Raw genomic sequence first — 22,028 nt, 5'->3', positions numbered from 1 at the left:
GCTGATTCCTAATTAAGTCTTGTTGCGGCACTGCGGTGTGGTGCCGATTCCCGCACGAAGAGGTGCCAGGGGAAATCCAGGACCGTCGGCGCATCACCGGTGCCCGTGGCCCGCTGCAGGAGCAGCCTGGCGAGCTTGTCAAAGAAGTCCACGGGACCCACGGTGCTGAGCGACGGCGACATGCGTTCGCCCTCCACGGTGTTGCCCACACCGATGATGTCCACATCCTGACCGACGGCCAGGCCAAGGCGTTGGGCGGCGTTGATGGCGCTCACGGCCGCGAAATCCGTGGTGGCGTAGATCGCCGTGGGCCGGTCCGGAAGTCCCAGGAGCTTGGTCGTGGCGGCAAAGGCTCCGGACGTGGTTCCGTCGAAGAGCCCCACGTAGTCGTCCCGTTCGTCGATCCCTGCGGCGGCCAAGGCCTCCGAGTACGCCCGGTAGCGGCTGCCACCGGACGTTCCGGCAGCCGTGGCCGGAGTCAGGCAAGCGATCCGCCGGTGTCCGTGGAGGAGGTGCTCCACGGCCATCCGGCAGCCCGGCTCCGCGATGGAACGGATCACGTCGAAACCCTCCGGTTCCAGCGTTTCGTTGAAGACCACCAACGTGGTTCCGTGCCCGGCCAGTTTCCGGAGCGCCGCAGTCTGGTCTTCGCGGACGGCATCCACGAAGACCGCGTCCGCGTTGTGGGTACCGAGCACTTTCACCCAGTCGGCGTCGCCCAGGATCATCGGCGTGATGCCCAGGGTTTCCGCGGCCCGCTGGACCGCCTCGATGACGGACAGGGACCACGGATCCGAAAGCATGGTCAGCGACAGGATCACGGTGTTGGTCCGTCCGGTGCGAATGGCGCGCGCGGCCTGGTTGGGCCGGTATCCGAGCCGCTCCGCGGCCGCCTTGACCTTCTCCGCCGTCGGATCCGAAACGCCAGGCCCGCCGTCACCGCGGCGACCGGACATCACATAGGAAACCGTGGCTGTGGAGACCCCGGCGAGTTCGGCCACCATGCGGATGGTGGGCCTGACGCCGGTACTGCTTGTTTTTGCCATGGTTCCCCCTGGTGTTGATGTGATGTCCGTGTCCGTGGTGTCGAGGCTAGCCCGTCAAGCCGGGCCTGCCCGGGAAGCCGCTAGCTCCGGAACACTGGCGCGTTGGGGTCCAACGAAGCCTGGTACTCGTCGCGCATCTTGTCGCCGCCCTCGCTCTTCCAGCGCTTCACCGCGTCCTTGAGCTCGTCGATCTTGGCGCGGCCGGTAATGATGTCCACCACCTTGTCCCTGAGTTGCTTGGTGATCTTGGCGCCCACCTTGGCGTTGGTGTCCGAGTAGGAACCGTTGGTGGGGTTGCGCCAGGCGAGTTCCAGGAGCTTCTTCTCCTGCTCGCTGACGTAGCGCGTGTCGTCGTCGAAGCCGGGGTTGAAGATGACGTTCTCCGGGCTGGCCATGATGTTCAGGGCGGAGACGAGGCCGGGCGCGTTGATGGTGCCCGTATCCGTGCGGACCGGGTTGCCGCTGCCGTCGATCGTGTAGTCCTGGCCCAGTTCGCCGAAGTTCTTCTGCATGTACTCCACGGTTCCAAAGGGCGCCGAGAGGTAATCGATCAGGGCGAGCAGCTCGCGGATCTTGCCTTCCTCGGCCTTTTTGAACGGCGTGAAGCCCACCGTGCCGTAGCCCATGTCGTACGTCGGCTTGACCTTGCCGTCGGCGCTGAACGGAATGAGGATGTCGAACTTCGCGGTACGGCTCAGTGAACGGTAGCTGCGGATATCGTGCGGGCCCACCACCACCTGCGCGGCAACGCTGCCGTTGGCCACGCGGTTGCGGATGTCCGTGGCCTTGGAATCCGGGTAGAACACGCCGGCGGCGAACATCTTGGCCGTGAACTCGACGCCCGCCATGTATTCGTCGGTTTCATACAGGTGGGTCAGCGTGCGGTCCTTGTTGACGGCCCAGCTGTTCGGGGCGCCGAACCATTCGGTGACCATGTGCAGGGCATTGATATAGGCCGGTTCCAGGGCGTACTTCTGCTCGCCGGGACGCGTCAGTTCCTTGGCCTTGTCCAGGAACTCGTCGGCGCTGGACGCTTCGAAGCCACCCACCTGCGCCCACATGTCGTGGTTGCCCAGGTACACCTGGCCGAACGGGGTGCTCGGGATGGGAGCGCCCCAGATCTTGCCGTTCACGACGGCGGTCTTCCAGGAATCCGGCTTCAGTGCGGCCAGGTTGGGGTACTCGAGCACGGCGTCGCCGGAGAGGTACGGCGTGAGGTCCTGGAATTTGGCCTCCAGCATGGGGCCCACGTTGGGGATGCCCTGGTTTGGCGGTACCCACATCATGTCCGGGAGGTCGTTGCTGGCAAGGACGGTGGCGAACTTGGCCGGGTAGCCGTCTCCGATGTCTTCGGCAATCTGCAGCTCGAGGTCCCCGCCGAGCTTGGCGTTGAGGCGCTGCCAGAACGGGTTGTCCTTCAGGCCCGGGCTCATGGTGTCGAAGGTTTCCGTGAGGCCGGTGACCTTGCCCTTGAGCGGCGGGGTCTTCACGGACTGCACGGCGTTGGGCAGTTTGAAGTATCCGGCCTGCAGGCCCTGGGCGTTGCCGGCGATGTCCGGCGTCACGCCCGTGAACTCCTTGTAGGTGGGCAGCTTGACCGTGGCGGAGGCAGCGGCGCCCCCACCCCCGGAAGCTCCGCCGCCACCGCAGGCGGACAGGCCGACGGCGGTCACGGCCAGGCCGGCGAGGCCAAGGAAGCCGCGGCGGCTGAATCCAGCCTGTCCTGAGGTAGTGCTCTTCATGGCATAACCCTTTCTGGTGATCTTTGTTGGTTTCTGACGCGTGGGATTTTTGGTGGCCTAGCCCTTGACGGCGCCCGTGATGACGCCCTTGGCGAAGTGCTTCTGCAGGAAGGGGTAGACCATGAGGATGGGAACCAGGGCCACGACAACCACGGCCATCTGGATGGACTGCGGCGGCGGGGTGGTGGTGATGCCCAGTTGGTCGGCGGCACCGCTCCCCTGCACCACGAAGTTCCTCAGCAGCAGCTGGATGGGCCACTTGCCGTGGTCGTTGATGTACAGCAGTGCGTTGAAGAACGAGTTCCAGAAGCCGACTGCGTAGAACAGGCCCACCACGGCGATCACTGCCTTGGACAAGGGCAAGACGATCCGCCAGAGGATCTGCCAGTCATTGGCGCCGTCGATCCTGGCGCTCTCGATCAGTTCGCCGGGAATGTTCATGAAGAAGGACCGCATCACCACGAAGTTGAAGGCACCGAAAATGCCCGGCAGGATCAGCGACCACAACGAGTCCAGCAGGCCGAGTTGGCGGATCATGAGGAACGACGGGATCAGGCCCGGGGCAAACAGCAGGGTAAATAGGACTGCGAGTACCACGGGGCGGCCAAACAGGACCGAGCGGCTGGTGGCGTAGGCCATGGTGATGGTGACGAAGAGGGCCAGGATGGTGCCAACCACGGTGATCAGGGCGCTCACACCCAGGGATTGCAGCACCATGGGGCCTTTGAAGATGGTGGCGTAGGCCTCCAGCGTGGGACGTTCCGGCCAGAGGACAAAGCCGCCGGCCTTGACCAGCTGTTCGTTGTCCGCGAGGGACGTCGAGACCACCAGCAGGATGGGTGCCAGGATGGACAGGCTGAAGGCCACCAGGACCACCGACTTGACGGTCTGGTAGAGCGCGGAAGGGCGTTCCTTCCAGACCGGACGCTTGGGGTTGTAGCTCAGCTCGCGCGGTTTTCGGGTGAAAAGTGTTGTTGCCATGGGGGTTCTCCTTGTTCGGCCGCCGCTGGGGCTAGCCGACCTTTCGAGCAAAGATTCCGTCTTCGCCAAAGCGGTGTGCCAACTTGTTCGCTCCATAGATCAGCAGCATGCTGACCACGCCCTTGGCCAAGCCCGCAGCGGCACCCGAACTCCAGCCGCCACCCACAACGCCGGTGTAATAGGTGAACGTGTCCAAGACTTCCGCGGCCCCTGCGCCCACGGCGTCGCGCTGCAGGATGAATTGCTCGAAGCCCACCGAGAGGATGTCGCCGATGCGCAGGATCAGGAGCAGGACGATCACGGGACGCAGGCCGGGCAGGGTGATGTGCCACATGCGGCGCCACCGTCCGGCACCGTCCGCCGCTGCCGCCTCATAGAGCGAAGCGTCGATGCTCGCCAAGGCGGCGAGGAAGATGATCATGGCCCAGCCGGCGTCCTTCCAGATCATCTGGACCACCACCAGCACAGGGAATGTCTCGGAGTTGGTCATGAACGGGATGGGATCCATGCCCCAGTCCCGGAGCAGGTTGTTCACGAAGCCGGCACCGCCCAGCATCTGCTGGAAGAAGGCGATCACCAGGACCCAGGAAAGGAAGTGGGGCAGGTAGGCAATGCTCTGGAAGACCTGCCGGACCCTGGTGCTGATCAGGGAATCGACGATCAGGGCCAGGACCAGCGGAACCGGGAACAGGAACACCAACTGCCAGGCCGCCAGGTACAGCGTGTTCCAGAACGCGTGGATGAAGTCCGGGTTGGCGAAGAGGTCCACGAAGTTCTGCCAGCCCACCCAGAGGCTGTCCCCGATGCCCAGGTAGGGCTGGTAGTCCTGGAAGGCGATGACGTTGCCCAGGATGGGGATGTAGAAGAAGAGCAACAGGAAGGCGATGCCCGGAACCATCATCAGGAGCATCTGCCTGTCCCGCTTCAAGCGCGAGCGGAAGCTCTGGCTGGGCGGCTTGGTGCCCTTGCCTTTCCGGGAGCCGGACACTGGCGCTTTGGCGCCCTCCCGAGCCGGGACACGGCTGGCTTCGGGCAATGCCGGAGCCTGTTCCGTTGTCGAGTTCATGCTGTCTCCTCAAGTGCCGAGTGTGATTCAAGCCACGTTCGTTAACCGTTTAACAAACCATAAGTGACTCGTACCGCATTTGCAAGATCATGATTGAAACTGCGCCTAGAAATCAGTTTTCATCATTTTGAGGGACAAAGAGCGCCAGTAAGATGGAAGAGGGGCGAACACGACGAACGGCTTCGCACGTGAGGAAAGAGCGGGAATGGCAGGATGCTGCAGTCCGGGCGGAACCGCCCGGGAAGGTTCGACGCCGGGGCTAACGCCGCCACAGCGCGCGGCGGACGGACACCCCACGCCGCCGACCGGCGTCGTGCGTTCCGCCCAAGGTCCCACACCCGAACGTGCGGCCGCGCAGGCCGGTTCCAACGATGTCACCGTCCCGGCCGGGACGTTCGCCATGGGCGACCCCTTCAACGAAGGCTATGCGGACGACGGCGAGTCTCCCGTACATGAAGTGGGAGTCGGGGCCTTCCTCATCAGCGCCACTACCGTCACGAACCAGGAGTTTGCGGCTTTCGTCGATGCCACCGGCTACCGGACCGAATCGGAAAGCTTCGGAACCTCGCCCGTCTTCCACCTGGCGGTCCAGGTAGAGCCGAAGGACATCCTCAACCGGGTCACCAACGTCCCGTGGTGGCTCAACGTCCGCGGCGCCAACTGGGCCCACCCGGCAGGACCGCTCTCCCACTGGAGCGAAATTCCCGACCACCCGGTGACCCACGTTTCCTACAACGATGCCCTGGCCTACTGCGCCTGGGCCGGCCGACGGCTCCCTACTGAAGCCGAATGGGAGTACGCGGCCCGTGGCGGAGAGGAAGGCCTGCGCTACCCGTGGGGCAACGGGCTCCATAGCTCCGGCGAAGGGGAATCCCGCCACAACTGCAACATCTGGCAGGGTCAATTCCCCGTGCGCAATGACGTGGAGGACGGCTTCCTGACCACCGCACCCGCCCGTTGGTTCGCCCCGAACGGCTACGGTTTGTACCAGACCAGCGGCAATGTGTGGGAGTGGTGCAGCGACTGGTTCCTGCCCAAGTACTACGCAACATGCCTGGCCAACGGCACGGTGCAGGATCCGCAGGGACCCACGGTGGGGAGGGGACGCGTGATGCGCGGCGGCTCCTACCTATGCCACGACTCCTACTGCAACCGCTACCGGTTGGCGGCGCGCAGTTCGAACACGCCGGATTCGGCCAGTGCAAACCTTGGCTTCAGGACCGTGGCGCTCTAAAAAAGCAGGCCGCAGACAAAGTCTGCGGCCTGCTTCTTATGGAGGCGTTCCTAGCCCTGTACCCCGAGCTTCTCGAGGATCAGTTCGCGGACACGTCCGGCGTCGGCCTGGCCACGCGTGGCCTTCATGACGCCGCCGACAATGGCACCGATGGCCTGGACCTTGCCGCCGCGGATCTTCTCCGCAACGTCCGGCTGGGCAGCCAGGGCGGCATCGATGGCTTCCAGGAGCGGGCCGTCGTCGGAAACCACCGCGAGGCCGCGCTTCTGGATGATCTCCTCCGGGGTTCCTTCACCGGCGAGGACGCCGTCCAGGACCTGGGAGGCCATCTTGTTGTTGATCTTGCCGCCTTCAACCAACTTGTTGAGCTCGACGATCAGCTCCGGCGTGACACCGAGTTCGGCGGGGTCGACTTCGGCGGTCTTGGCACGGCCAACAACCTCACCCATCCACCACTTACGGGCGACATCTGCGCTGGCACCGGCAGCAACAGTCTCCTCAATGGAGTCCATGACGCCGGCGTTCACCACGTCGCGGAACTCGAGGTCCGAATAGCCCCAGGCTTCCTTGAGGCGCTTGCGGCGCTCCGCGGGCGGCTCGGGCAAGGTGGCGCGCAGCTCCTCAACCCATTCACGCGAGGCAACCACGGGAACCAGGTCCGGTTCAGGGAAGTAGCGGTAATCGTCGGCGTCGGACTTGGGCCGCCCGGACGTCGTGGAACGGGTGTCCTCGTGCCAGTGGCGCGTTTCCTGGACAATCGGGTTACCGGAATCCAAAACGGCTGCATGGCGCTGGATCTCGTAGCGGACTGCGTGCTCCACGGCGCGCAACGAGTTCACGTTCTTGGTCTCGGACCGGATGCCGAAGCGCTCCTGCCCGTGCGGACGAAGGGAGACGTTTGCGTCGCAGCGGACATTTCCGCGTTCCATGCGGGCATCGGAAACGCCCAGGTTCTTCACGATTTCACGGATCGCCGCAACATACGCCTTGGCCAGTTCCGGTGCCCGGCTGCCCGCCCCCTCGATCGGCTTGGTGACGATTTCCACCAGCGGAACGCCGGAACGGTTGTAGTCCACCAGTGAGTAGTCGGCACCCTGGATGCGGCCCGCGGCGCCACCCATGTGGGTCAGCTTGCCGGCGTCCTCTTCCATGTGCGCGCGCTCGATCTCAACGCGGAAAACCGTGCCGTCTTCCAGCTCGATGTCCAGGTAGCCGTCGTAGGCGATCGGCTCGTCGTACTGGGAGGTCTGGAAGTTCTTGGGGGTGTCCGGGTAGAAGTAGTTCTTCCGGGCGAAGCGGCAGGACTCGGCGATCTTGCAGTTCAAGGCCAAGCCGATCTTGATGGAGGACTCCACGGCCGTCTTGTTGACCACGGGAAGAACGCCGGGCATGCCCAGGTCAACCTCGTTGACGTTGGTGTTGGGCTCGTCGCCGAAGACGTTCGGAGCCGAGGAGAACATCTTGGTCTTGGTGTTGAGCTCCACATGGACCTCGAACCCCAGGACGGGATCGTACTTCTCCATGGCTTCTTCGAAGCTCAGGGTTGCGTCGACGGACATTAGTTGGAACCTCCGGCGGTGGTGGAAGCAGAACCCAAGACAGGTGCCTGTGCGAGCATCGGGCCGCCCCACTTCTCTTCAAGGATGGACTCGAGGACGGCGCCGACGCGGTACAGGCGGGCGTCTTCGCGGGCAGGCGCCAGGAGCTGGATGCCCACGGGAAGGCCGTCCTCGTCTGCCAGGCCGCCGGGAAGGGACAGGCCCGGGATGCCGGCGAGGTTGGCGGGAATCGTGGCGACGTCGTTGAGGTACATGGCCAGCGGATCGTCCAGCTTCTCCCCCAACTTGAACGCCGTGGTAGGCGCGGTGGGCGAGATCAGGACATCGGCCTGCGCGAAGGCGGCGTCGAAGTCGCGCTGGATCAGCGTACGGACCTTCTGGGCCGAGCCGTAGTAGGCGTCGTAGTACCCGGCGCTCAGGGCGTAGGTGCCCAGGATGATGCGGCGCTTGGCTTCGTCGCCGAAACCGGCGGCGCGGGTTGCGGCCATGACACGTTCGATGGTCATGGGGCCGTCCTTGGGGAGGACCCGCAAGCCGTACCGGACGCCGTCGAACTTGGCCAGGTTGCTGGACACCTCGGACGGCATGATCAGGTAGTAGGCGCCAAGGGCGTACTTGAGGTTGGGGCAGGAAACCTCCACGATTTCCGCACCGGCGTCCTTGAGGATCTCAAGGGACTCGTTAAAGCGGTTCTCGACCCCGGCTTGGTAGCCCTCGCCGTGCAGTTCCTTGATAATGCCGATCTTGAGCCCGGCAACGTTGCCCAGGCGGGCGGCGGCAACCAGGTTGGTGAAGGGATCAGTCAGGGACGTGGAGTCGAAGGGATCGTGTCCGCCGATGACTTCCTGCAGCAGCGCGGAGTCAAGGACGGTCCGGGACACGGGGCCGATCTGGTCCAGCGACGACGCCATCGCGATGGCACCATAACGGGACACGGCACCGTAGGTGGGCTTCACGCCCACCGTTCCCGTGACGGCACCGGGCTGGCGGATGGAGCCGCCGGTGTCCGTACCGAGGGCGAGCGGAGCTTCGAAAGCTGCGACGGCGGCAGCGGAGCCACCGCCGGAACCGCCGGGGATGCGGTCCAGGTCCCACGGGTTGCGTGTAGGGCCGAACGCCGAGTGCTCCGTGGACGAACCCATGGCGAACTCGTCAAGGTTGGTCTTGCCCAGGATGGGCATCTTGGCCGCGCGGAGCTTCTTGATGACCGTCGCGTCGTAGGGGCTGTGCCACCCTTCGAGGATCTTGGAGCCGGCGGTGGTCGGCTGGCCGATGGTGACGATCAGGTCCTTGACCGCGATGGGTACGCCGGCGAGCGCGTGGAGCTCTTCGCCCGCATTCCGCGCGGCATCAACCTCGGCTGCGACGGACAGGGCTTCCTCCGTGTTGACGTGCAGGAACGCGTTGACCTGGCCGTCGACGTCGGCGATCCGGTCAAGGTGCGCCTGGGTAACCTCGACGGCGGATACCTCGCGGGCGGCCAGCTTGGCGGCGAGATCGGCAGCGGAGTGGTGGATGAGTTCGTTCTTCAGTTCAGTCATGGTGTTAGTCCTCATCCAAAATTGCCGGAACCTTGAAACGGTCCTCGGCAGCGTCAGGGGCGCCGGACAATGCCTGCTCGGCCGTGAACGTGTGGCCCACAACGTCCTCGCGGAACACGTTGGTCAACGGAATCGGGTGGGACGTGGCCGGGACGTCATCCCCGGCGGCTTCGCTGACGGACTTCACCGAATCCACAATGACGGCAAGCTCGCCGGCCATCCTGTCCAGCTCTTCGGCACTCATTTCAATGTGAGCCAGACGCGCAAGATGCGCGACGTCGTCACGGTTGATCGCAGCCATGGATCTCCCCTGCAAAGTTCAAATGGTTTTCCGGACCAGTCTACTTGGCCGGGCTGCCCTTCACCTGCCGTGCAGCCGTCAACGGCCGTCAGCAGCCGTGCGGATGGGGGCAGGCCTGCCCGCAGGCAAGGACCCTGACTCGGGAAGTTCCCAGTTTCGGTGCGTACCATGGACAGCTTCTTACCCCGAGGAAAGGCCCGCGACGTGCAAGGTCGCCACAATATCCCTGACCACAACCCCTCAGAACCCACGCTTTACCCAGGCCAAGGAAGCCTCGCCGAAGGCAGCCTGGGCTCACCGACGCGCAAGCGTCGCCGTTGGCTCAGGGTGGGCATCCTGGTGGTTGCCGCAGTGCTGGTGGGCGTCCTGTGCTTCGGCGGTTACTGGCTCTGGCGCCTGCAATCGAACATCTCCACCGGTTCCTTGGGCGCGGGAGGCACCCGGACCGAAGGCGCCGTGGACGACCGGAAGGACCGGCTCCAGATCCTGGTCCTGGGCAGCGATACCCGCAGCGGCAAGAACAGCCAGTACGGCACGGCCGACCAATCCGCCGGCTATGGGCAGTCGGACGTCATGATGCTGGTGGACATTTCAGCGGACAACCAGAACGTCAACGTCATCAGCTTCCCGCGGGACCTGCTGGTGGACGTCCCGGAGTGCACAGACCAGGAAACCAAGCAGCAGCACGCCGCACGCGAGGGCGTGATGATCAACAGCGCCATGGCCGAGGCCGGCATCGGGTGTGCCGTGGACACGGTGAGCAAACTGACAGGACTCGAGGTCGACCACTTCATGATGGCCGACTTCAACGCGGTCAAAGAACTCTCCACCACGGTTGGCGGCGTGGATGTGTGCGTCAACTCGGCCGTCAACGATCCCGATTCCGGTCTTAAGCTCCCGGAGGGAACCTCGCAGGTGCAGGGCGACCAGGCGCTGGCTTTCCTCCGGACCCGGCATGCTTTCGCCGATGGCGGGGACCTGGGCCGCATCCAGGCCCAGCAGGCATTCCTCGGTTCGCTGACCCGCAAGCTCAAGTCCGAGGGAACCCTCAGCAACCCGCAGAAGGTGCTGGATATCGCAGACACCATGACCAAGAACCTGACCGTGGACACAGGTTTGGCTTCGGTTCCATCCTTGCTGACCATCGCGGACCGGCTCAAGAACATCGACCCTGCGAAGGTCAATTTCATCACCGTCCCTACGGTTCCGGCGCCCTCTGATCCCAACCGGCTGTCCTTGGACGAACCCGCGGCAGGAAACCTCTTCTCGGCCCTGCAGAACAGCGCGGACCTCAGCAAGGGTGCCCCCCTGCGCAGGCCGACCAGTCCACGGCGCCCGCCACGTCTTCGTATGACAAGTCCCTCCAACCGGTCTCGGTGGCCAACGGCACCAACGTGGCAGGCCGCAGCAACGCCATCGCGGAAACGCTCACGACGGCCGGCTTCACCCAGATCACCAAGCTCGAGGCCCAGGCGGTACCCACCACCGTGGTCTACTATCAGTCCGGTTTTGAGGACGTGGCCGCGGACGTCGCCGCGATGTTCGGTTTGCCGGCAAGCAGCATCCAACCCGCCTCAGCCATCCAAGGCGTCCAGATTTACGCGGGCGAGGACTTTGCGTCAGGCGCCAAGCCCACCCCGGCGCCCGCCCAAGGGAACGTTGCTGCACAAACAGCAAATGACCAGACCTGCCAGGCGACGAACCCGGCAGGCTGATCATTTGCGGTAACGGCGGAACTTTTAGCCGATGCCGATGGCTCCCGTCAGGACACCGACTGCCAGCATCACCAGCGAGATGACCGCGGTGCGCCACAGGACCTTCTTGTGGTGGTCGCCCAGGTCCACCTTGGCCAGGGAGACCAGCAGGAGGATGGCCGGGACCAAGGGGCTCTGCAGGTGGAACGGCTGGCCGGTGATGGAAGCGCGGGCCATGTCCGCGGCGCCAACACCGTAGTGCGCGGCGGTCTCGCTAAGGACGGGAAGGACGCCGAAGTAGAAGGCATCGTTGCTCATGAAGAACGTCATGGGGATGCTGAGCACGCCGGTGATCACTGCCATGAACGGTCCCATGTCCGCGGGGATGATCTGGACGAGCCACTCGGACATGGCCTTGACCATGCCGGTGCCATTCAGTACACCCGTGAGGACTGCGGCTGCCATCACCATGCTGACCACTGCCACGATGGACGGTGCATGGGCGATCAACTGGGCGCCCTGGTCCTTGACCTTGGGGAAGTTCACCAGGAGTGCAACGGCCGAGCCCACCATGAAGACGAACGGCAGCGGGATGATGTTGGCTACCAGGGTCACCATCACCGCGACGGTCAGGGCCAGGTTGAACCAGAGCAGCTTGGGGCGCAGCGTGGAGCGGTTGGGATCCAGTGCAGTGTCCGCCATGGCGGTGTCGTGCTCGTCAACCAGTTCTTCGGTGCGTTCCAGGACCACGACGACGGAGCCTCCGCCGGTGCCCGGCTCACCCGCCGTCGGGGTTGAGCCGGTGCGGCCAAAGCGGGAGCTGCCCTTGGCCGAACCTGAGCCCGAACCGGCCGCAACAGCGCCGCCGCGGCCGTTACCGCCGTCGAACGCGTCAGACGGATCGGCGACCTCGCCCCAGATCTCCGGAGCGGTGGCGCGGAGGCGGTTGCGCTCCTGCAGGCCGAGCAGCCAGGAGAAGACGAGGACCACGATCAGGCCAACAATCAGGGACGGGACCATCGGGACGAAGACGTCGTTGACGTCCAGGTGCAGGGCCGTTGCGGCGCGGGCTGTGGGGCCGCCCCACGGCAGGATGTTCATGGTGCCGTTGGCGAGGCCTGCCACACAGGTGAGGACGACGGGGCTCATCTTGAGGCGCAGGTAGACCGGAAGCATCGCGGCCGTCGTGAGGATGAACGTGGTGGAGCCGTCACCGTCGAGGGAAACGGCGGCGGCGAGGATCGCCGTGCCGAGGACCACCTTGGCGGGGTCGTTGCCGAGCTTGCGCAGGATGAACTTCACCAGGGGGTCGAAGAGTCCGACGTCGATCATGAGGCCGAAGTAGATGATCGCGAACATGAGGAGCGCGGCCGTGGACGTCATGGACTTCATCGAATCCATGACCATGGGTCCGATGCCGAGCCCGGCTCCGGCGAAGAGGCCGAAGATGGTGGGGACGATGATCAGCGCCAGGACTGGCGTCAGTTTTTTGGTCATGATCAGGACCATGAATACCGCAATCATTGCGAATCCAAGCAAAACCAGCACGGCCGGCTCCTTACTACTGTGATGGCAACACTTCGGTGTGATGCGCACTACAAACCGTAGGGTGGCCTCCGTCACGCCGTGAGGTTTGTGGGTCTTGATGGGAATACTGCTCGTTGCGAACGTTTTGCGCATTGTGCTCAGTGATTCAATGGAACAGGAGGAAAGGAGTGAAGGTGCCCCGCAACAGCCGGATCAGTATGCGCTTCTCCACCCAGACACTCCTCCTCCAGCTCGGCGTCGTACTCCTGGTGGTTCTCCTCAGCGGGGCCGTCCACGCCTGGCTGGTCTACGACCGCATCGGCACGGAAGCCGAGAACCAGGCCCTGACCCTGGCCCGGACTGTGGCAGCTGATCCCGATGTCAGATCCGACGTCCAGGAAATCAGCAAGGAAGAAGGCACCCCTCCCCCGGCGGTACTCGCTGCCGGTCCCCTGCAGGAGGCCGCCGAAGCCGCCCGGATCCGGACCGGCGCCCTGTTCGTGGTGATTACCGACGAAACCGGATTACGGCTGGCCCACCCCGAGACGGCCAGGCTGGGCGAGCGGGTGAGCACGGATCCGTCGGTTGCCTTGGGCGGCCAGGAAATCACTACCCGCAACACAGGAACACTCGGCCCGTCCGCCGGCGCGAAGGTCCCGATCTACGCGCCGGGGACTCCCGAGGGTGCCGGTACGTCCAACGGTGCGATCGTGGGCGAGGTCAGCGTGGGCTACTCCATGGAATCCCTGAGCCAAAGCCTGGCCCGGGACATCGCGCCAATTGCCCTGACGGCAGGTGGTGCCCTGCTGGCCGGCGTCCTGGCCTCGTTCCTGCTCCGCCACCGGTTGCAGCGGCTCACCCTCGGACTGGAACCGGAAGAAATCAGCACCTTGGTCCACGACCAAGTGGCAGTCCTGCAGGGCGTGGACGACGGCGTGATCGGCATTGCCGCCGACGGCCGGATCTCGGTCTTCAACGCGGCAGCTTCCCGGCTCCTGGAGGTTCCCGATGCCACAGGCCAGGACTGGGCCACCGCTCCGGTGCCGGAGCAGCTCAAAAAGCTCACCCGTCCGGCAGCCCAGGACGCGGAGGCCGTGGAAGTGGTGGCCGGCGGGCGCGTGCTGGTGGCCAGCGCGCGCAAGGCCTGGCACCGCAAGGAGGACCTCGGCTGGGTGGTCATGCTCCGTGACCGTACCGAGCTCCAGCAATTGACCCGCCAACTCGACGCCGTGGGAACCATGTCCACGGCCCTGCGCGCCCAGCGCCACGAGTTCGCCAACCAACTCCATACCATCGCGGGATTCATGAGCATCGGACAGTACGAGCAAGCCAAGGAATACCTGGCCCGCATCTCCGCCACCGGCCCACTGAAGTTCCCGGTGGAGCAGGGCGAACTGCTTCAGGACACGTACCTGCAAGCGTTCGTGGGCGCCAAGAGCGTCGAGGCTTCCGAGCGCGGCGTGGCGTTGCGCATCGGCCCCGAAACCCTGGTCCGCGGTCATGTGGCCGACCCCCAGGACGTCACCACGGTACTGGGCAACCTGATCGACAACGCCGTCAACGCCGCCGTCGCCGGCTCAGCGACTGAGCGCTGGGTGGAGGTTGAGCTCCTGGACGATGCAACGCACGACGGCGGCACCCTCCACATCGTGGTGGGAGACTCGGGCGACGGTTTGGGCAGTATCGAACCGGAGGACGTGTTTGCGGAAGGATTTACGACGGCGGACCATCCGGCGCGTCCGGGCGCCGGCCAGGGCTTGGGCCTGGCTTTGGTACGCCAACTTGCCCGGCGCCGCGGTGGGGACGTCCGGGTGCTGGAAGCCGGCAGCACAGGAGGTCCAGGAGCAGTTTTTATGGCAAGTGTCCCCGGAGTCATGGACTCTGCGGCGACGGACACCGACTCAACGTTGGGAAAGGACAGCAGTGGTTGAGGACTTGAGGGTGCTGATCGTGGATGATGACTTCCACGTGGCCAGGCTGCACGCGGCCTACGTCGATTCCGTGGCGGGTTTCATGGCACTCGCCCCCGCAGGCTCCGTGTCCCAGGCCCTGCAGGCCATCCACAGCCTCCGGCCGGACCTGGTGCTGTTGGACGTGTACCTGCCCGACGGTTCGGGACTGGACCTCCTGGGCCAGCTCGATGTTGACGCGGTGATGCTGACCGCGGCCTCGGATGCACAATCCATCAAGGTTGCGTTCCGCCGCGGCGCGCTTGGCTATCTGCTGAAGCCCTTCACCGCCGAATCGTTGTCCCAGCAGCTCCGGGCCTATGCCCGGTACCGCCGCATTCTGGGCCAACAACCCAGTGTGGACCAGGGCAGCATCGAAAGGGCCAAGCGGGCCCTCATCCCCGGCGACGTGACGCCGTCGGCCAAGCCGCGATCGGCGACCGAAGCGGCCGTGCTGGAGTCGCTGGTGGCGGGTGAGCAGTACTCCGCAGCCGAAGTCGCGGACCGGGTGGGCGTCTCCCGGGCCACAGCGCAAAGGTACTTGTCCTCGCTCGCGGACGATGGCGCCGTCGAAATCCAACTGCGCTACGGAACCACGGGCCGCCCGGAACACCGCTACGGCATCCCGGGCTGACCCAAGTAGGGGACAGCAAGTGCTCCACTCAGCGTTCAGTGGAGCAGTTACTGTCCCCTAGTTGGGTGCCTACGCGGACTTCTGCGCCACGAGCTCGATCTCCACGAGCATCTGCGGGTCCAGGAACGGCAGCACGTGCACCAGGGAGAGCGTGGGGCGGATCTCGCCGAAGACCTCGCCATGCGCGCGGCCCGCGTCTTCCCACTTGCTGATGTCCGTCAGGTACAGCTTGGACTGCACCACGTCCTCGTAGGAGAAGCCGGCTTCTTCCAGGACAGCGCCGAGCTTTTCCAGGATGTACTTGGTCTGCGAGTAGAAGTCATCGCCAACGATGCCGTCGGGCCCGGAGGCAGCCGTCGCCGAAATGAAGAGGGTGTTGTCCACCTGGACCGCACGGGAGTAGCCGAGGGTCTGTTCCCAGACCGAGCCCGAGCCGAATGTCTTGCGCATGCCGCGCCTTTCCTGTCGCTTCCCGGCCTGGTGCCGGGATTCCGAGGAAAACTTTAGGGCTGCTGCAGCCCAAGCCTGTAAACGAACAGCTTTATGTCGGTCCCCGGAACGAACCAGTCCCGCTCGGGCGCACGGTCAAAACCGGTCCGCTGGTACAACGCGTTGGCGCTTTCCCACGTGGCGCCGGTGGTCAGGCACACGGCGTCGATGCCTTCGGTCGCCTGGGCCTGCTCGACGACGGCCTGCACCAAGGCGCGCCCGGCACCTGAACGCTGGACTGCCGGGTCCACCACGAGGGTCCGCAGTTCCAATTCGCCGTCCAGACCGATGTCCGAGAACCCGCCACCGGCCGGGGCGGCCGTGACCGACCCGATGATCCGGCCGTCGCGCTCGGCCACCAGGATGTCGGCGTGCTTAGCCCGGCCCGCTACGTTCTGCAGTTCCAACAGGTACGGGTGGTCGGCGCTGCCGTAGTAGCCCGCTGTGACATAAGAGTCCAGCGTGATCCGGGCAACGGCGTCGTAGTCTTCGGGCAGGGCGGGGCGGACGGTAATCGGCGAAAGCACCTGTCAATGGTAGAGGTAACCGGGAGTTGCATTGTGCGAAACTGCCGTTTCCGTGACCGAACTATCAGTCTTATCCGGCGTATTGTGTTGCTCCACGTGGCCCCGGGTTGAGTTGCGTTGCGCTCAGTGAAGCCGGATTTCCTGCCGTTGCGGGCTGTTTCACAAAGCTGGCGCGGGGCATTCACCCCGTGCTTGAGTTGCCACACGGATCAACCGCAGCATCCCCGGAAAACGAACAGGAGGAACGATGCTCCAGGCCCACTTCAGCATGACGCCGGCGCACTCCTGCTGTCCGCCCTGCCTTCAGCCCTAAGCGCTCTGCACCGCTGCCGCCCGAGGTCCCCTACCGGCCGGGCCCGGCAGACCCCCGCACCTGAAAGGCCTTCCATGTCATCCGCGTTCCCCCGCGCCCAAAAACCATTCACCACGCCAGCCAAAAACACCCCCAACCGACGCCAGGTCCTCAGTGGCTTCCTTGCCCTCCCCGCCATCGCCTTCGTCACGGCCTGCAATGCCACGGCTACCGCAGGCACCCAAGCCACGCAGGCAGCCCAGGTCACCACGCCGCTGGCCACTACCGTTCCGGCCGGGACAACCTTGGTGGTTGGCGATCCCACCGTCCAGGTGGCCCTGGAATTGTCCGGCCTGGACAAGAAGCTCAGCTTTCCCGTGAAGTTCGCCAATATCTCCGGAGGCCCAGCCACTACCGAAGCCTTCCGCGCCAATGCGCTGGACGTCGGTTCGGTAGCTGACATCCCGCCCATCCACGCCACGTGGACCGGCCTGGACGTCCGCATCATCGCCAGCGTGTTCCGCCAGGACGCAGTCAACCACCCGCTCTACGAACTGGGCATCGCGCCCGGCGCCGGAATCACGGACCTGCAAGGGCTTCGTGGGAAGAAGATCGCCTACAGCCCGGGGCAGGCCCAAGGCGCACTGGTGCTCCGCATTCTGGAAAAGGCGGGATTACAGCAAGGCGATGTGAAACTCGTGGAACTGCCGAGCACCGGTGACGCCTACTCCACGGCCCTCTCCGGCAAGCAGGTGGACGCCGCGCCGCTGGGCGGAGTCCAGATCAAGCGCTACCTGGCCAAGTACGGCGCCGACGGCGGAACGACGCTCCGGCACGGACTCCGCGACGACCCAGGGCACCTCTACTCCCCCGCCAAGGTCCTGGACGACCCGGCCAAAGCTGCAGCACTCGCCGAATACGTGGGGTTGTGGGGCCAGGCCCAGCGCTGGATCCAGGACCATCCCAAGGAATGGCTGGAGGGGTACTACGTGAAGAACCAGGGCCTCTCCGCGGAGGACGGCCAGTACCTGATCGACTCGGCCGGAGTGCGCGAGCTGCCCACGTCCTGGTCCGAGGCCATCGCCCGCCACCAGCAGACCATCGACCTGTTGGCCCGCGAACAGAAGAAACCCAAGCTGGACGCCGCCAAACTCTACGACCTTCGTTTCGAGGCCATCGGCGGAACCGCGTACGCAGCCAAGGGAGGTACAGCATGACCACCACGGCTGCTGCCCGTCGTTCTTCCTTCCGCACCACGGCGACGCCCGACGGCGGCACCCGGCCAGGCTCCGCCGTCGCGCCTCATCTGGACCCGGCGCTTGCCGGCCGGCCTGACATCAGGCCAGGCACCCGCCGGCTTGGCCCCGGCCCGCGGCGCCGCTTCGCCGGACTCGTGGGACCGGCAGCGGTGGTCCTGCTCTGGGTGGTCGCCTCGGCCACGGGCCTGTTGGATCCGCGGATCCTCTCCGAACCGTGGACCGTGGTGGGCACTGCCGGTGAACTCATTGCCGATGGCCGCCTCCAGGAACACCTCGCCATCTCCGCACAGCGGGCCGGGCTCGGCTTGTTCTTCGGCATCGTCGTGGGTGCAGTGCTGGCGTTGGTGGCCGGACTCAGCCGGGTGGGTGAATCGCTGATCGACGGTCCCGTGCAGATCAAGCGCGCCATTCCCGGCCTGGCGCTCATTCCGCTGCTGATCCTCTGGTTCGGCATCGATGAAACCATGAAGGTCCTCACCATCACCTTGGGCGTGTTCGTCCCGATCTACCTGCAGACCCACGCCGGACTGCGCGGCATCGATCTGCGGTACGTCGAACTGGCCCAAACAGTGGGACTTAGCCGGGCAGGGTTCCTGCGCAGGGTGGTCCTGCCTGGCGCGCTTCCCGGGTTCTTCCTGGGCCTGCGCTTCGCGGTCACCGGCGCCTGGGTGTCCCTGGTGGTGGTGGAGCAGATCAATTCCACCAGCGGCATCGGCTACATGATGGAGCTCGCCCGCACCTACGGCCAAACCAACATCATCGTCCTGGGACTGGCTGTCTACGGCATCCTCGGACTCCTCTCAGACGCAGCCGTCCGGCTCCTGGAACGAAAGGCCTTGTCATGGCAGCGAACACTGGCGGGCTAGACCTCGCCGCTCCTCCCACCCGGGAGGTTTCCGTCCGCAACCTCATCCGCAGCTTCGGACCGAAGGGAGTCCTCAACGGCGTAGACCTGGACATTGCGCCCGGCGAGTTCGTGGCCCTCCTGGGACCCAGCGGTTGCGGCAAGAGCACCCTGCTCCGGGCCCTCGCCGGGCTGGACCGTGATGTCCGGGGAAGCGGCGTGGTCCAGGTTCCCGAGCAGGTCTCGGTGGTGTTCCAGGATTCGCGGCTGCTGCCGTGGGACACCGTCCTGGGCAACGTCACCTTGGGCTTGCGCGATCACGACGCCGATGTCCGCGGCCGCCGCGCACTCGCCGAAGTGGGACTCGCCGGACGCGAAAAGGCATGGCCGCACCAGCTCTCCGGGGGCGAACAGCAACGCGTGGCCTTGGCACGGTCGCTGGTCCGTGAGCCCCGGCTGCTGCTGGCCGACGAACCCTTCGGGGCCTTGGACGCGCTCACCCGTTTGAAGATGCATGCCCTGTTGAAGGACCTGGTTGCCGCCCATCGTCCTGCCGTCCTGCTGGTCACCCATGACGTGGATGAAGCCATCACCCTCGCCGACCGCGTCATCGTGCTCCAGGACGGCCGGGTGGCCCTCGAGCGGGTCACCGGTTCCCGCGAGGCCGGTCCCGCCGTCGAACATTCCACCCTCCGAACCGAACTGCTGCGCGCCCTCGGCGTCACAGCCGCCGCCTGAATCCCAACCCGCAAAGGAAACAACCATGACTACCCCGCCACGCCACCTCCACCTCAACGCCTTCCTCATGAGCACCGGCCACCACGAAGCGTCCTGGCGGCTCCCGGAAAGCGATCCCTTCTCCTCCACCAGGATCGAGCACTACCAGCACCTGGCCCGGACCGCCGAACGGGGCAAGCTGGACTCCATCTTCTTCGCCGACTCACCCGTGCTCTTCGGCGAAGTGGGCCGGCGGCCCGTCGGCAAGCTGGAACCCACTGTCCTGCTCACGGCCATCGCAGCAGCAACGCAGAAGATCGGCCTGATCGCCACCGCTTCCACCACCTATAACGAGCCCTTCAACCTCGCCCGCCGCTTCGCTTCGGTGGACTGGGTCAGCGGCGGCCGCGCCGGGTGGAACGTCGTGACCACAGCCGGACCGGATGCCGCCCGGAACTTCGGCGTGGACGACCAGCCCGCCCATGCTGTCCGCTACGAGCGGGCCGCGGAATTCCTTGAGGTTGCGCAGAAGCTCTGGGACAGCTGGGAAGACGACGCCGTCCTGGCCGACAAAGCGGAGGGCGTGTGGGGAGATTCCACCAAGATCCGCGCCATCGAGCACGTGGGCAAGCACTTCCGCGTCCGCGGACCGCTCAACGTCCCGCGTTCCCCGCAGGGCCACCCGTTGATCGTGCAGGCCGGATCATCGAATGACGGCAAGAAGCTCGCCGCTCAGTACGCCGAAGCCGTGTTCACCGCCCACCAGACCCTGGCCGACGCGCAGGCGTTCTACGCGGATCTCAAGGCCAGGACCGCTGCGACGGGAAGGAACCCGGAGGGCATCAAGATCCTCCCTGGCATTGTTCCGGTGATTGGTTCAACCGAGGCCGAGGCCCTCAAGCTGGAGCGCGAACTGGACGAGCTGATCAAGCCCGAGTACGCCCGGGAACAACTGGCCAAGACCCTGCGCCTCTCGTCCGAGGATCTCCCGCTGGACCGCCAGCTTCCAGCCGACCTCCCCTCCGAAGACGAGATCGAGGGAGCCAAGAGCCGCTACACGTTGATCGTGGAGCTGGCCCGGCGCGAGCAGCTCACGGTCCGCCAGCTCATCGGGCGCCTTGGCGGCGGCCGCGGCCACCGGACGTTCTCCGGCACCCCCGAACAGGTTGCGGATGCCATCCAGGACTGGTTCGACGCCGGTGCCGCCGACGGCTTCAACATCATGCCGCCGGTGCTGCCCTCCGGATTGGAGGTGTTCGTGGACCAGGTGGTGCCCATCCTCCAGCAGCGTGGGTTGTTCCGGACCGAGTACACGGCATCCACGCTGCGCGGCCACTACGGACTGGAACGGCCGGAGAACCGTTTCACGGACGCCGAGGCACGGGAACTGACCTCCATCGGCTCTGCCTTCTAGCGTTTGGGCCAGCTCCACAGGGGACCCTCCAGCGACCCCAGTCCCCTGATCCGGGTCTCCCCGAGGTCCTTGTAAAGCTCGTGCTCCTGCGCGGCGCCGCTCTCCCGCAGGGCGTCAAGCAAGGGCTTCGAGTGGGTCACCACAATGACCTGGCTGCTGGCACTGGCTTGGACGATCAGTCCTGCCAGTGCCGGCATCAGGTCCACGTGGAGGCTGGTTTCGGGTTCGTTGAGCACCATGAGCTCCGGCGGACGCGGTGTCAGGAGGGCCGCCGTCAGCAGCAGGAAGCGGAGAGTGCCATCCGAGAGTTCCGCCGCCTTCATGGGCCTGAGCATCCCCGGCTGTTTCAGCTCAACACTGAACCGGCCTTCCTCGCTGACCGCCACACTGAGCCGGCTCCCCGGGAAGGCGTGGGCGACGGCGGCATCCAGCTGCCGCTCGAAGCCCACCTCCCGGAGGGTCTGCAGGGCCGCCGCCAGATCTTTCCCGCTGTGGTGCAGTACCGGCGTACGGGTCCCCAACTGCGCCTGCCTGGCCGGCGCCTCAGCATCGGTGCGGAAATGGTCGTAGAAACGCCAGGAGCGCACCGAATCCCGGACCCTGAGGACTTCGGGAGCCCTGTCCAGGTCCGAGACCTCAGTCAGCATGCTCTGGAACGTGTCCAGGCGCCGGGACAGTTCGGCCCAGTTGCCATCCGCGCCCCGCAACCTGGCCAGGCCGCCTTTGCGGTCCACCAGCAACGAGCCAGGCCGCGCCACCGGTCCCGAGAAGATCTGCTCCCGCTTGATCTCGGGATCGCGGCTGAACACCGTTGGCCGGGGCCTGCCGGTCTCTTCATCGAATCCCGCACCGCCGGGCACCGGGATGCCGAGGTCCACCAGGTACCCGAAGTCATCCCCCGAATAGCCCAGTTTCAAGTTGACGACGTCCTTCCGGACGGTGCCCTGGACCGGCACTTCTCCACGCCTCATGGCCTCGCTGATGGTTTCGGGGCCCGCCCACAGCGTGGACGCCAGTCCACCATCGCGGGCCAGCGAACCCACCACATTGCCCGAGTCCCCGCCAGCGCACTCGGCCAGCAGGCGCAGCGCCCTATAGAGCGAGGACTTCCCGCTGCCGTTGGCCCCCGTCACCACATCCAGGCCATGGAGTTCCATGGTCAGGTCCCGGATGGAACGGTAGTTCGCGATGGCGAGGGTTCTGATCATCGGT

General features: G+C 65.4%; 19 protein-coding genes and 1 pseudogene. 9 read left to right on the top strand and 11 right to left on the bottom strand.

The genetic code is table 11. The features are described from left to right. Nucleotides 1–8 precede the first annotated feature (8 nt). From ACIQTZ_RS09980 to ACIQTZ_RS09965, 4 genes are all read right to left on the bottom strand, one after another. Nucleotides 9–1,046, bottom strand: coding sequence for a LacI family DNA-binding transcriptional regulator (locus ACIQTZ_RS09980; RefSeq protein ID WP_402980006.1), 1,038 nt, complete (start codon nt 1,044–1,046; stop codon nt 9–11). Nucleotides 1,047–1,126: 80 nt separating this feature from the next. Beyond that, entirely contained in the window at nt 1,127–2,788 is a 1,662-nt protein-coding gene (locus ACIQTZ_RS09975; RefSeq protein WP_402980004.1) for a sugar ABC transporter substrate-binding protein, read from the bottom strand. Nucleotides 2,789–2,845: 57 nt separating this feature from the next. Then, nucleotides 2,846–3,769: a carbohydrate ABC transporter permease gene (locus ACIQTZ_RS09970; protein ID WP_402980001.1), complete on the bottom strand. Its 924-nt coding sequence runs from the start codon at nt 3,767–3,769 to the stop codon at nt 2,846–2,848. A 31-nt stretch (nt 3,770–3,800) separates the two neighbouring features. Beyond that, nucleotides 3,801–4,835: an ABC transporter permease gene (locus ACIQTZ_RS09965; RefSeq protein ID WP_402979999.1), complete on the bottom strand. Its 1,035-nt coding sequence runs from the start codon at nt 4,833–4,835 to the stop codon at nt 3,801–3,803. A 205-nt stretch (nt 4,836–5,040) separates the two neighbouring features. On the opposite strand from ACIQTZ_RS09965, the gene ACIQTZ_RS09960 reads away from it, so the two are divergent. Continuing rightward, entirely contained in the window at nt 5,041–6,069 is a 1,029-nt protein-coding gene (locus ACIQTZ_RS09960) for a formylglycine-generating enzyme family protein (protein WP_402944100.1), read from the top strand. Nucleotides 6,070–6,119: 50 nt separating this feature from the next. Here ACIQTZ_RS09960 and gatB read toward each other — a convergent pair whose 3' ends face one another. The 3 genes from gatB to gatC are packed head-to-tail and all read right to left on the bottom strand — an operon-like array spanning nt 6,120 to nt 9,470. Then, on the bottom strand, nt 6,120–7,628 hold the full coding sequence (gene gatB, locus ACIQTZ_RS09955; RefSeq protein ID WP_402944102.1) for an Asp-tRNA(Asn)/Glu-tRNA(Gln) amidotransferase subunit GatB: 1,509 nt from the start codon (nt 7,626–7,628) through the stop codon (nt 6,120–6,122). After that, nucleotides 7,628–9,169: an Asp-tRNA(Asn)/Glu-tRNA(Gln) amidotransferase subunit GatA gene (gene gatA, locus ACIQTZ_RS09950; RefSeq protein ID WP_402979996.1), complete on the bottom strand. Its 1,542-nt coding sequence runs from the start codon at nt 9,167–9,169 to the stop codon at nt 7,628–7,630. The genes gatB and gatA overlap by 1 nt, the downstream gene beginning before the upstream one ends. A 4-nt stretch (nt 9,170–9,173) precedes the next feature. Further along, nucleotides 9,174–9,470: an Asp-tRNA(Asn)/Glu-tRNA(Gln) amidotransferase subunit GatC gene (gene gatC / locus ACIQTZ_RS09945; protein WP_397325772.1), complete on the bottom strand. Its 297-nt coding sequence runs from the start codon at nt 9,468–9,470 to the stop codon at nt 9,174–9,176. A gap of 168 nt (nt 9,471–9,638) precedes the next feature. On the opposite strand from gatC, the pseudogene ACIQTZ_RS09940 reads away from it, so the two are divergent. Continuing rightward, nucleotides 9,639–10,445: pseudogene (locus tag ACIQTZ_RS09940) on the top strand (LCP family protein); the annotation flags it as partial. 401 nt (nt 10,446–10,846) lie between these two features. Continuing rightward, nucleotides 10,847–11,185 (top strand): LytR C-terminal domain-containing protein, encoded by a 339-nt coding sequence (locus ACIQTZ_RS09935; RefSeq protein ID WP_402980131.1) that lies wholly within the window; start codon nt 10,847–10,849, stop codon nt 11,183–11,185. Between the two features lie 24 nt (nt 11,186–11,209). Here the strand turns inward: ACIQTZ_RS09935 and ACIQTZ_RS09930 are convergent, their stop codons facing one another. Then, nucleotides 11,210–12,712 (bottom strand): CitMHS family transporter, encoded by a 1,503-nt coding sequence (locus ACIQTZ_RS09930; protein WP_402979993.1) that lies wholly within the window; start codon nt 12,710–12,712, stop codon nt 11,210–11,212. Nucleotides 12,713–12,909: 197 nt separating this feature from the next. Here ACIQTZ_RS09930 and ACIQTZ_RS09925 point away from each other — a divergent pair, with 197 nt between their 5' ends. Together ACIQTZ_RS09925 and ACIQTZ_RS09920 are read left to right on the top strand one after the other, a co-directional pair. After that, entirely contained in the window at nt 12,910–14,622 is a 1,713-nt protein-coding gene (locus ACIQTZ_RS09925; protein WP_402980128.1) for an ATP-binding protein, read from the top strand. Further along, a complete protein-coding gene (locus ACIQTZ_RS09920; protein ID WP_402979990.1) occupies nt 14,615–15,274 on the top strand; it encodes a response regulator in 660 nt (219 codons plus the stop codon). Before ACIQTZ_RS09925 ends, ACIQTZ_RS09920 begins: the two co-directional genes overlap by 8 nt. Before the next feature lie 69 nt (nt 15,275–15,343). Here ACIQTZ_RS09920 and ACIQTZ_RS09915 read toward each other — a convergent pair whose 3' ends face one another. Together ACIQTZ_RS09915 and ACIQTZ_RS09910 are read right to left on the bottom strand one after the other, a co-directional pair. Next, on the bottom strand, nt 15,344–15,724 hold the full coding sequence (locus ACIQTZ_RS09915; protein ID WP_400331171.1) for a RidA family protein: 381 nt from the start codon (nt 15,722–15,724) through the stop codon (nt 15,344–15,346). Between the two features lie 53 nt (nt 15,725–15,777). Then, nucleotides 15,778–16,290 carry a GNAT family N-acetyltransferase gene (locus tag ACIQTZ_RS09910; RefSeq protein ID WP_402979987.1) on the bottom strand — a complete coding sequence of 171 codons (513 nt, stop codon included), beginning with the start codon at nt 16,288–16,290 and terminating at the stop codon, nt 15,778–15,780. Nucleotides 16,291–16,677: 387 nt separating this feature from the next. Between ACIQTZ_RS09910 and ACIQTZ_RS09905 the strand changes: the two genes are divergently transcribed. From ACIQTZ_RS09905 to ACIQTZ_RS09890, 4 genes are read left to right on the top strand one after another with little or no spacing between them, the layout of a single operon-like run. Next, nucleotides 16,678–17,799: an ABC transporter substrate-binding protein gene (locus ACIQTZ_RS09905; RefSeq protein WP_402979984.1), complete on the top strand. Its 1,122-nt coding sequence runs from the start codon at nt 16,678–16,680 to the stop codon at nt 17,797–17,799. Next, nucleotides 17,796–18,707, top strand: a complete 912-nt coding sequence (locus ACIQTZ_RS09900; RefSeq protein ID WP_402979981.1) for an ABC transporter permease — start codon at nt 17,796–17,798, stop codon at nt 18,705–18,707. The genes ACIQTZ_RS09905 and ACIQTZ_RS09900 overlap by 4 nt, the downstream gene beginning before the upstream one ends. Beyond that, complete coding sequence (locus ACIQTZ_RS09895; protein WP_400331162.1) at nt 18,683–19,423, top strand: ABC transporter ATP-binding protein; 741 nt, start codon at nt 18,683–18,685, stop codon at nt 19,421–19,423. Before ACIQTZ_RS09900 ends, ACIQTZ_RS09895 begins: the two co-directional genes overlap by 25 nt. Nucleotides 19,424–19,448: 25 nt before the next feature. Beyond that, nucleotides 19,449–20,816 carry an LLM class flavin-dependent oxidoreductase gene (locus ACIQTZ_RS09890; protein WP_402979978.1) on the top strand — a complete coding sequence of 456 codons (1,368 nt, stop codon included), beginning with the start codon at nt 19,449–19,451 and terminating at the stop codon, nt 20,814–20,816. Here ACIQTZ_RS09890 and ACIQTZ_RS09885 read toward each other — a convergent pair. Then, nucleotides 20,813–22,024, bottom strand: a complete 1,212-nt coding sequence (locus ACIQTZ_RS09885) for an AAA family ATPase (RefSeq protein ID WP_402979975.1) — start codon at nt 22,022–22,024, stop codon at nt 20,813–20,815. The genes ACIQTZ_RS09890 and ACIQTZ_RS09885 overlap by 4 nt on opposite strands. Nucleotides 22,025–22,028: the final 4 nt, after the last annotated feature.

This window comes from Paenarthrobacter sp. NPDC090520 (assembly GCF_044769205.1).
Lineage (GTDB): Bacteria > Actinomycetota > Actinomycetes > Actinomycetales > Micrococcaceae > Arthrobacter.
The sequence above is the reverse complement of the archived record's forward strand: the minus strand, read 5'-3'. Positions and strand labels throughout refer to the sequence as shown.

Excerpts from the sequence above, each read along its gene's own strand:
- ACIQTZ_RS09925 (WP_402980128.1), top strand. The coding sequence starts at position 12,910 with ATGCGCTTCTCCACCCAGACACTCCTCCTCCAGCTCGGCGTCGTACTC.
- ACIQTZ_RS09885 (WP_402979975.1), bottom strand. The coding sequence starts at position 22,024 with ATGATCAGAACCCTCGCCATCGCGAACTACCGTTCCATCCGGGACCTG.
- ACIQTZ_RS09900 (WP_402979981.1), top strand. The coding sequence starts at position 17,796 with ATGACCACCACGGCTGCTGCCCGTCGTTCTTCCTTCCGCACCACGGCG.
- gatA (WP_402979996.1), bottom strand. The coding sequence starts at position 9,169 with ATGACTGAACTGAAGAACGAACTCATCCACCACTCCGCTGCCGATCTC.
- ACIQTZ_RS09980 (WP_402980006.1), bottom strand. The coding sequence starts at position 1,046 with ATGGCAAAAACAAGCAGTACCGGCGTCAGGCCCACCATCCGCATGGTG.
- ACIQTZ_RS09960 (WP_402944100.1), top strand. The coding sequence starts at position 5,041 with ATGGCAGGATGCTGCAGTCCGGGCGGAACCGCCCGGGAAGGTTCGACG.
- ACIQTZ_RS09895 (WP_400331162.1), top strand. The coding sequence starts at position 18,683 with ATGGCAGCGAACACTGGCGGGCTAGACCTCGCCGCTCCTCCCACCCGG.
- gatB (WP_402944102.1), bottom strand. The coding sequence starts at position 7,628 with ATGTCCGTCGACGCAACCCTGAGCTTCGAAGAAGCCATGGAGAAGTAC.
- ACIQTZ_RS09915 (WP_400331171.1), bottom strand. The coding sequence starts at position 15,724 with ATGCGCAAGACATTCGGCTCGGGCTCGGTCTGGGAACAGACCCTCGGC.
- ACIQTZ_RS09965 (WP_402979999.1), bottom strand. The coding sequence starts at position 4,835 with ATGAACTCGACAACGGAACAGGCTCCGGCATTGCCCGAAGCCAGCCGT.
- ACIQTZ_RS09975 (WP_402980004.1), bottom strand. The coding sequence starts at position 2,788 with ATGAAGAGCACTACCTCAGGACAGGCTGGATTCAGCCGCCGCGGCTTC.
- ACIQTZ_RS09970 (WP_402980001.1), bottom strand. The coding sequence starts at position 3,769 with ATGGCAACAACACTTTTCACCCGAAAACCGCGCGAGCTGAGCTACAAC.
- ACIQTZ_RS09905 (WP_402979984.1), top strand. The coding sequence starts at position 16,678 with ATGTCATCCGCGTTCCCCCGCGCCCAAAAACCATTCACCACGCCAGCC.
- ACIQTZ_RS09890 (WP_402979978.1), top strand. The coding sequence starts at position 19,449 with ATGACTACCCCGCCACGCCACCTCCACCTCAACGCCTTCCTCATGAGC.
- gatC (WP_397325772.1), bottom strand. The coding sequence starts at position 9,470 with ATGGCTGCGATCAACCGTGACGACGTCGCGCATCTTGCGCGTCTGGCT.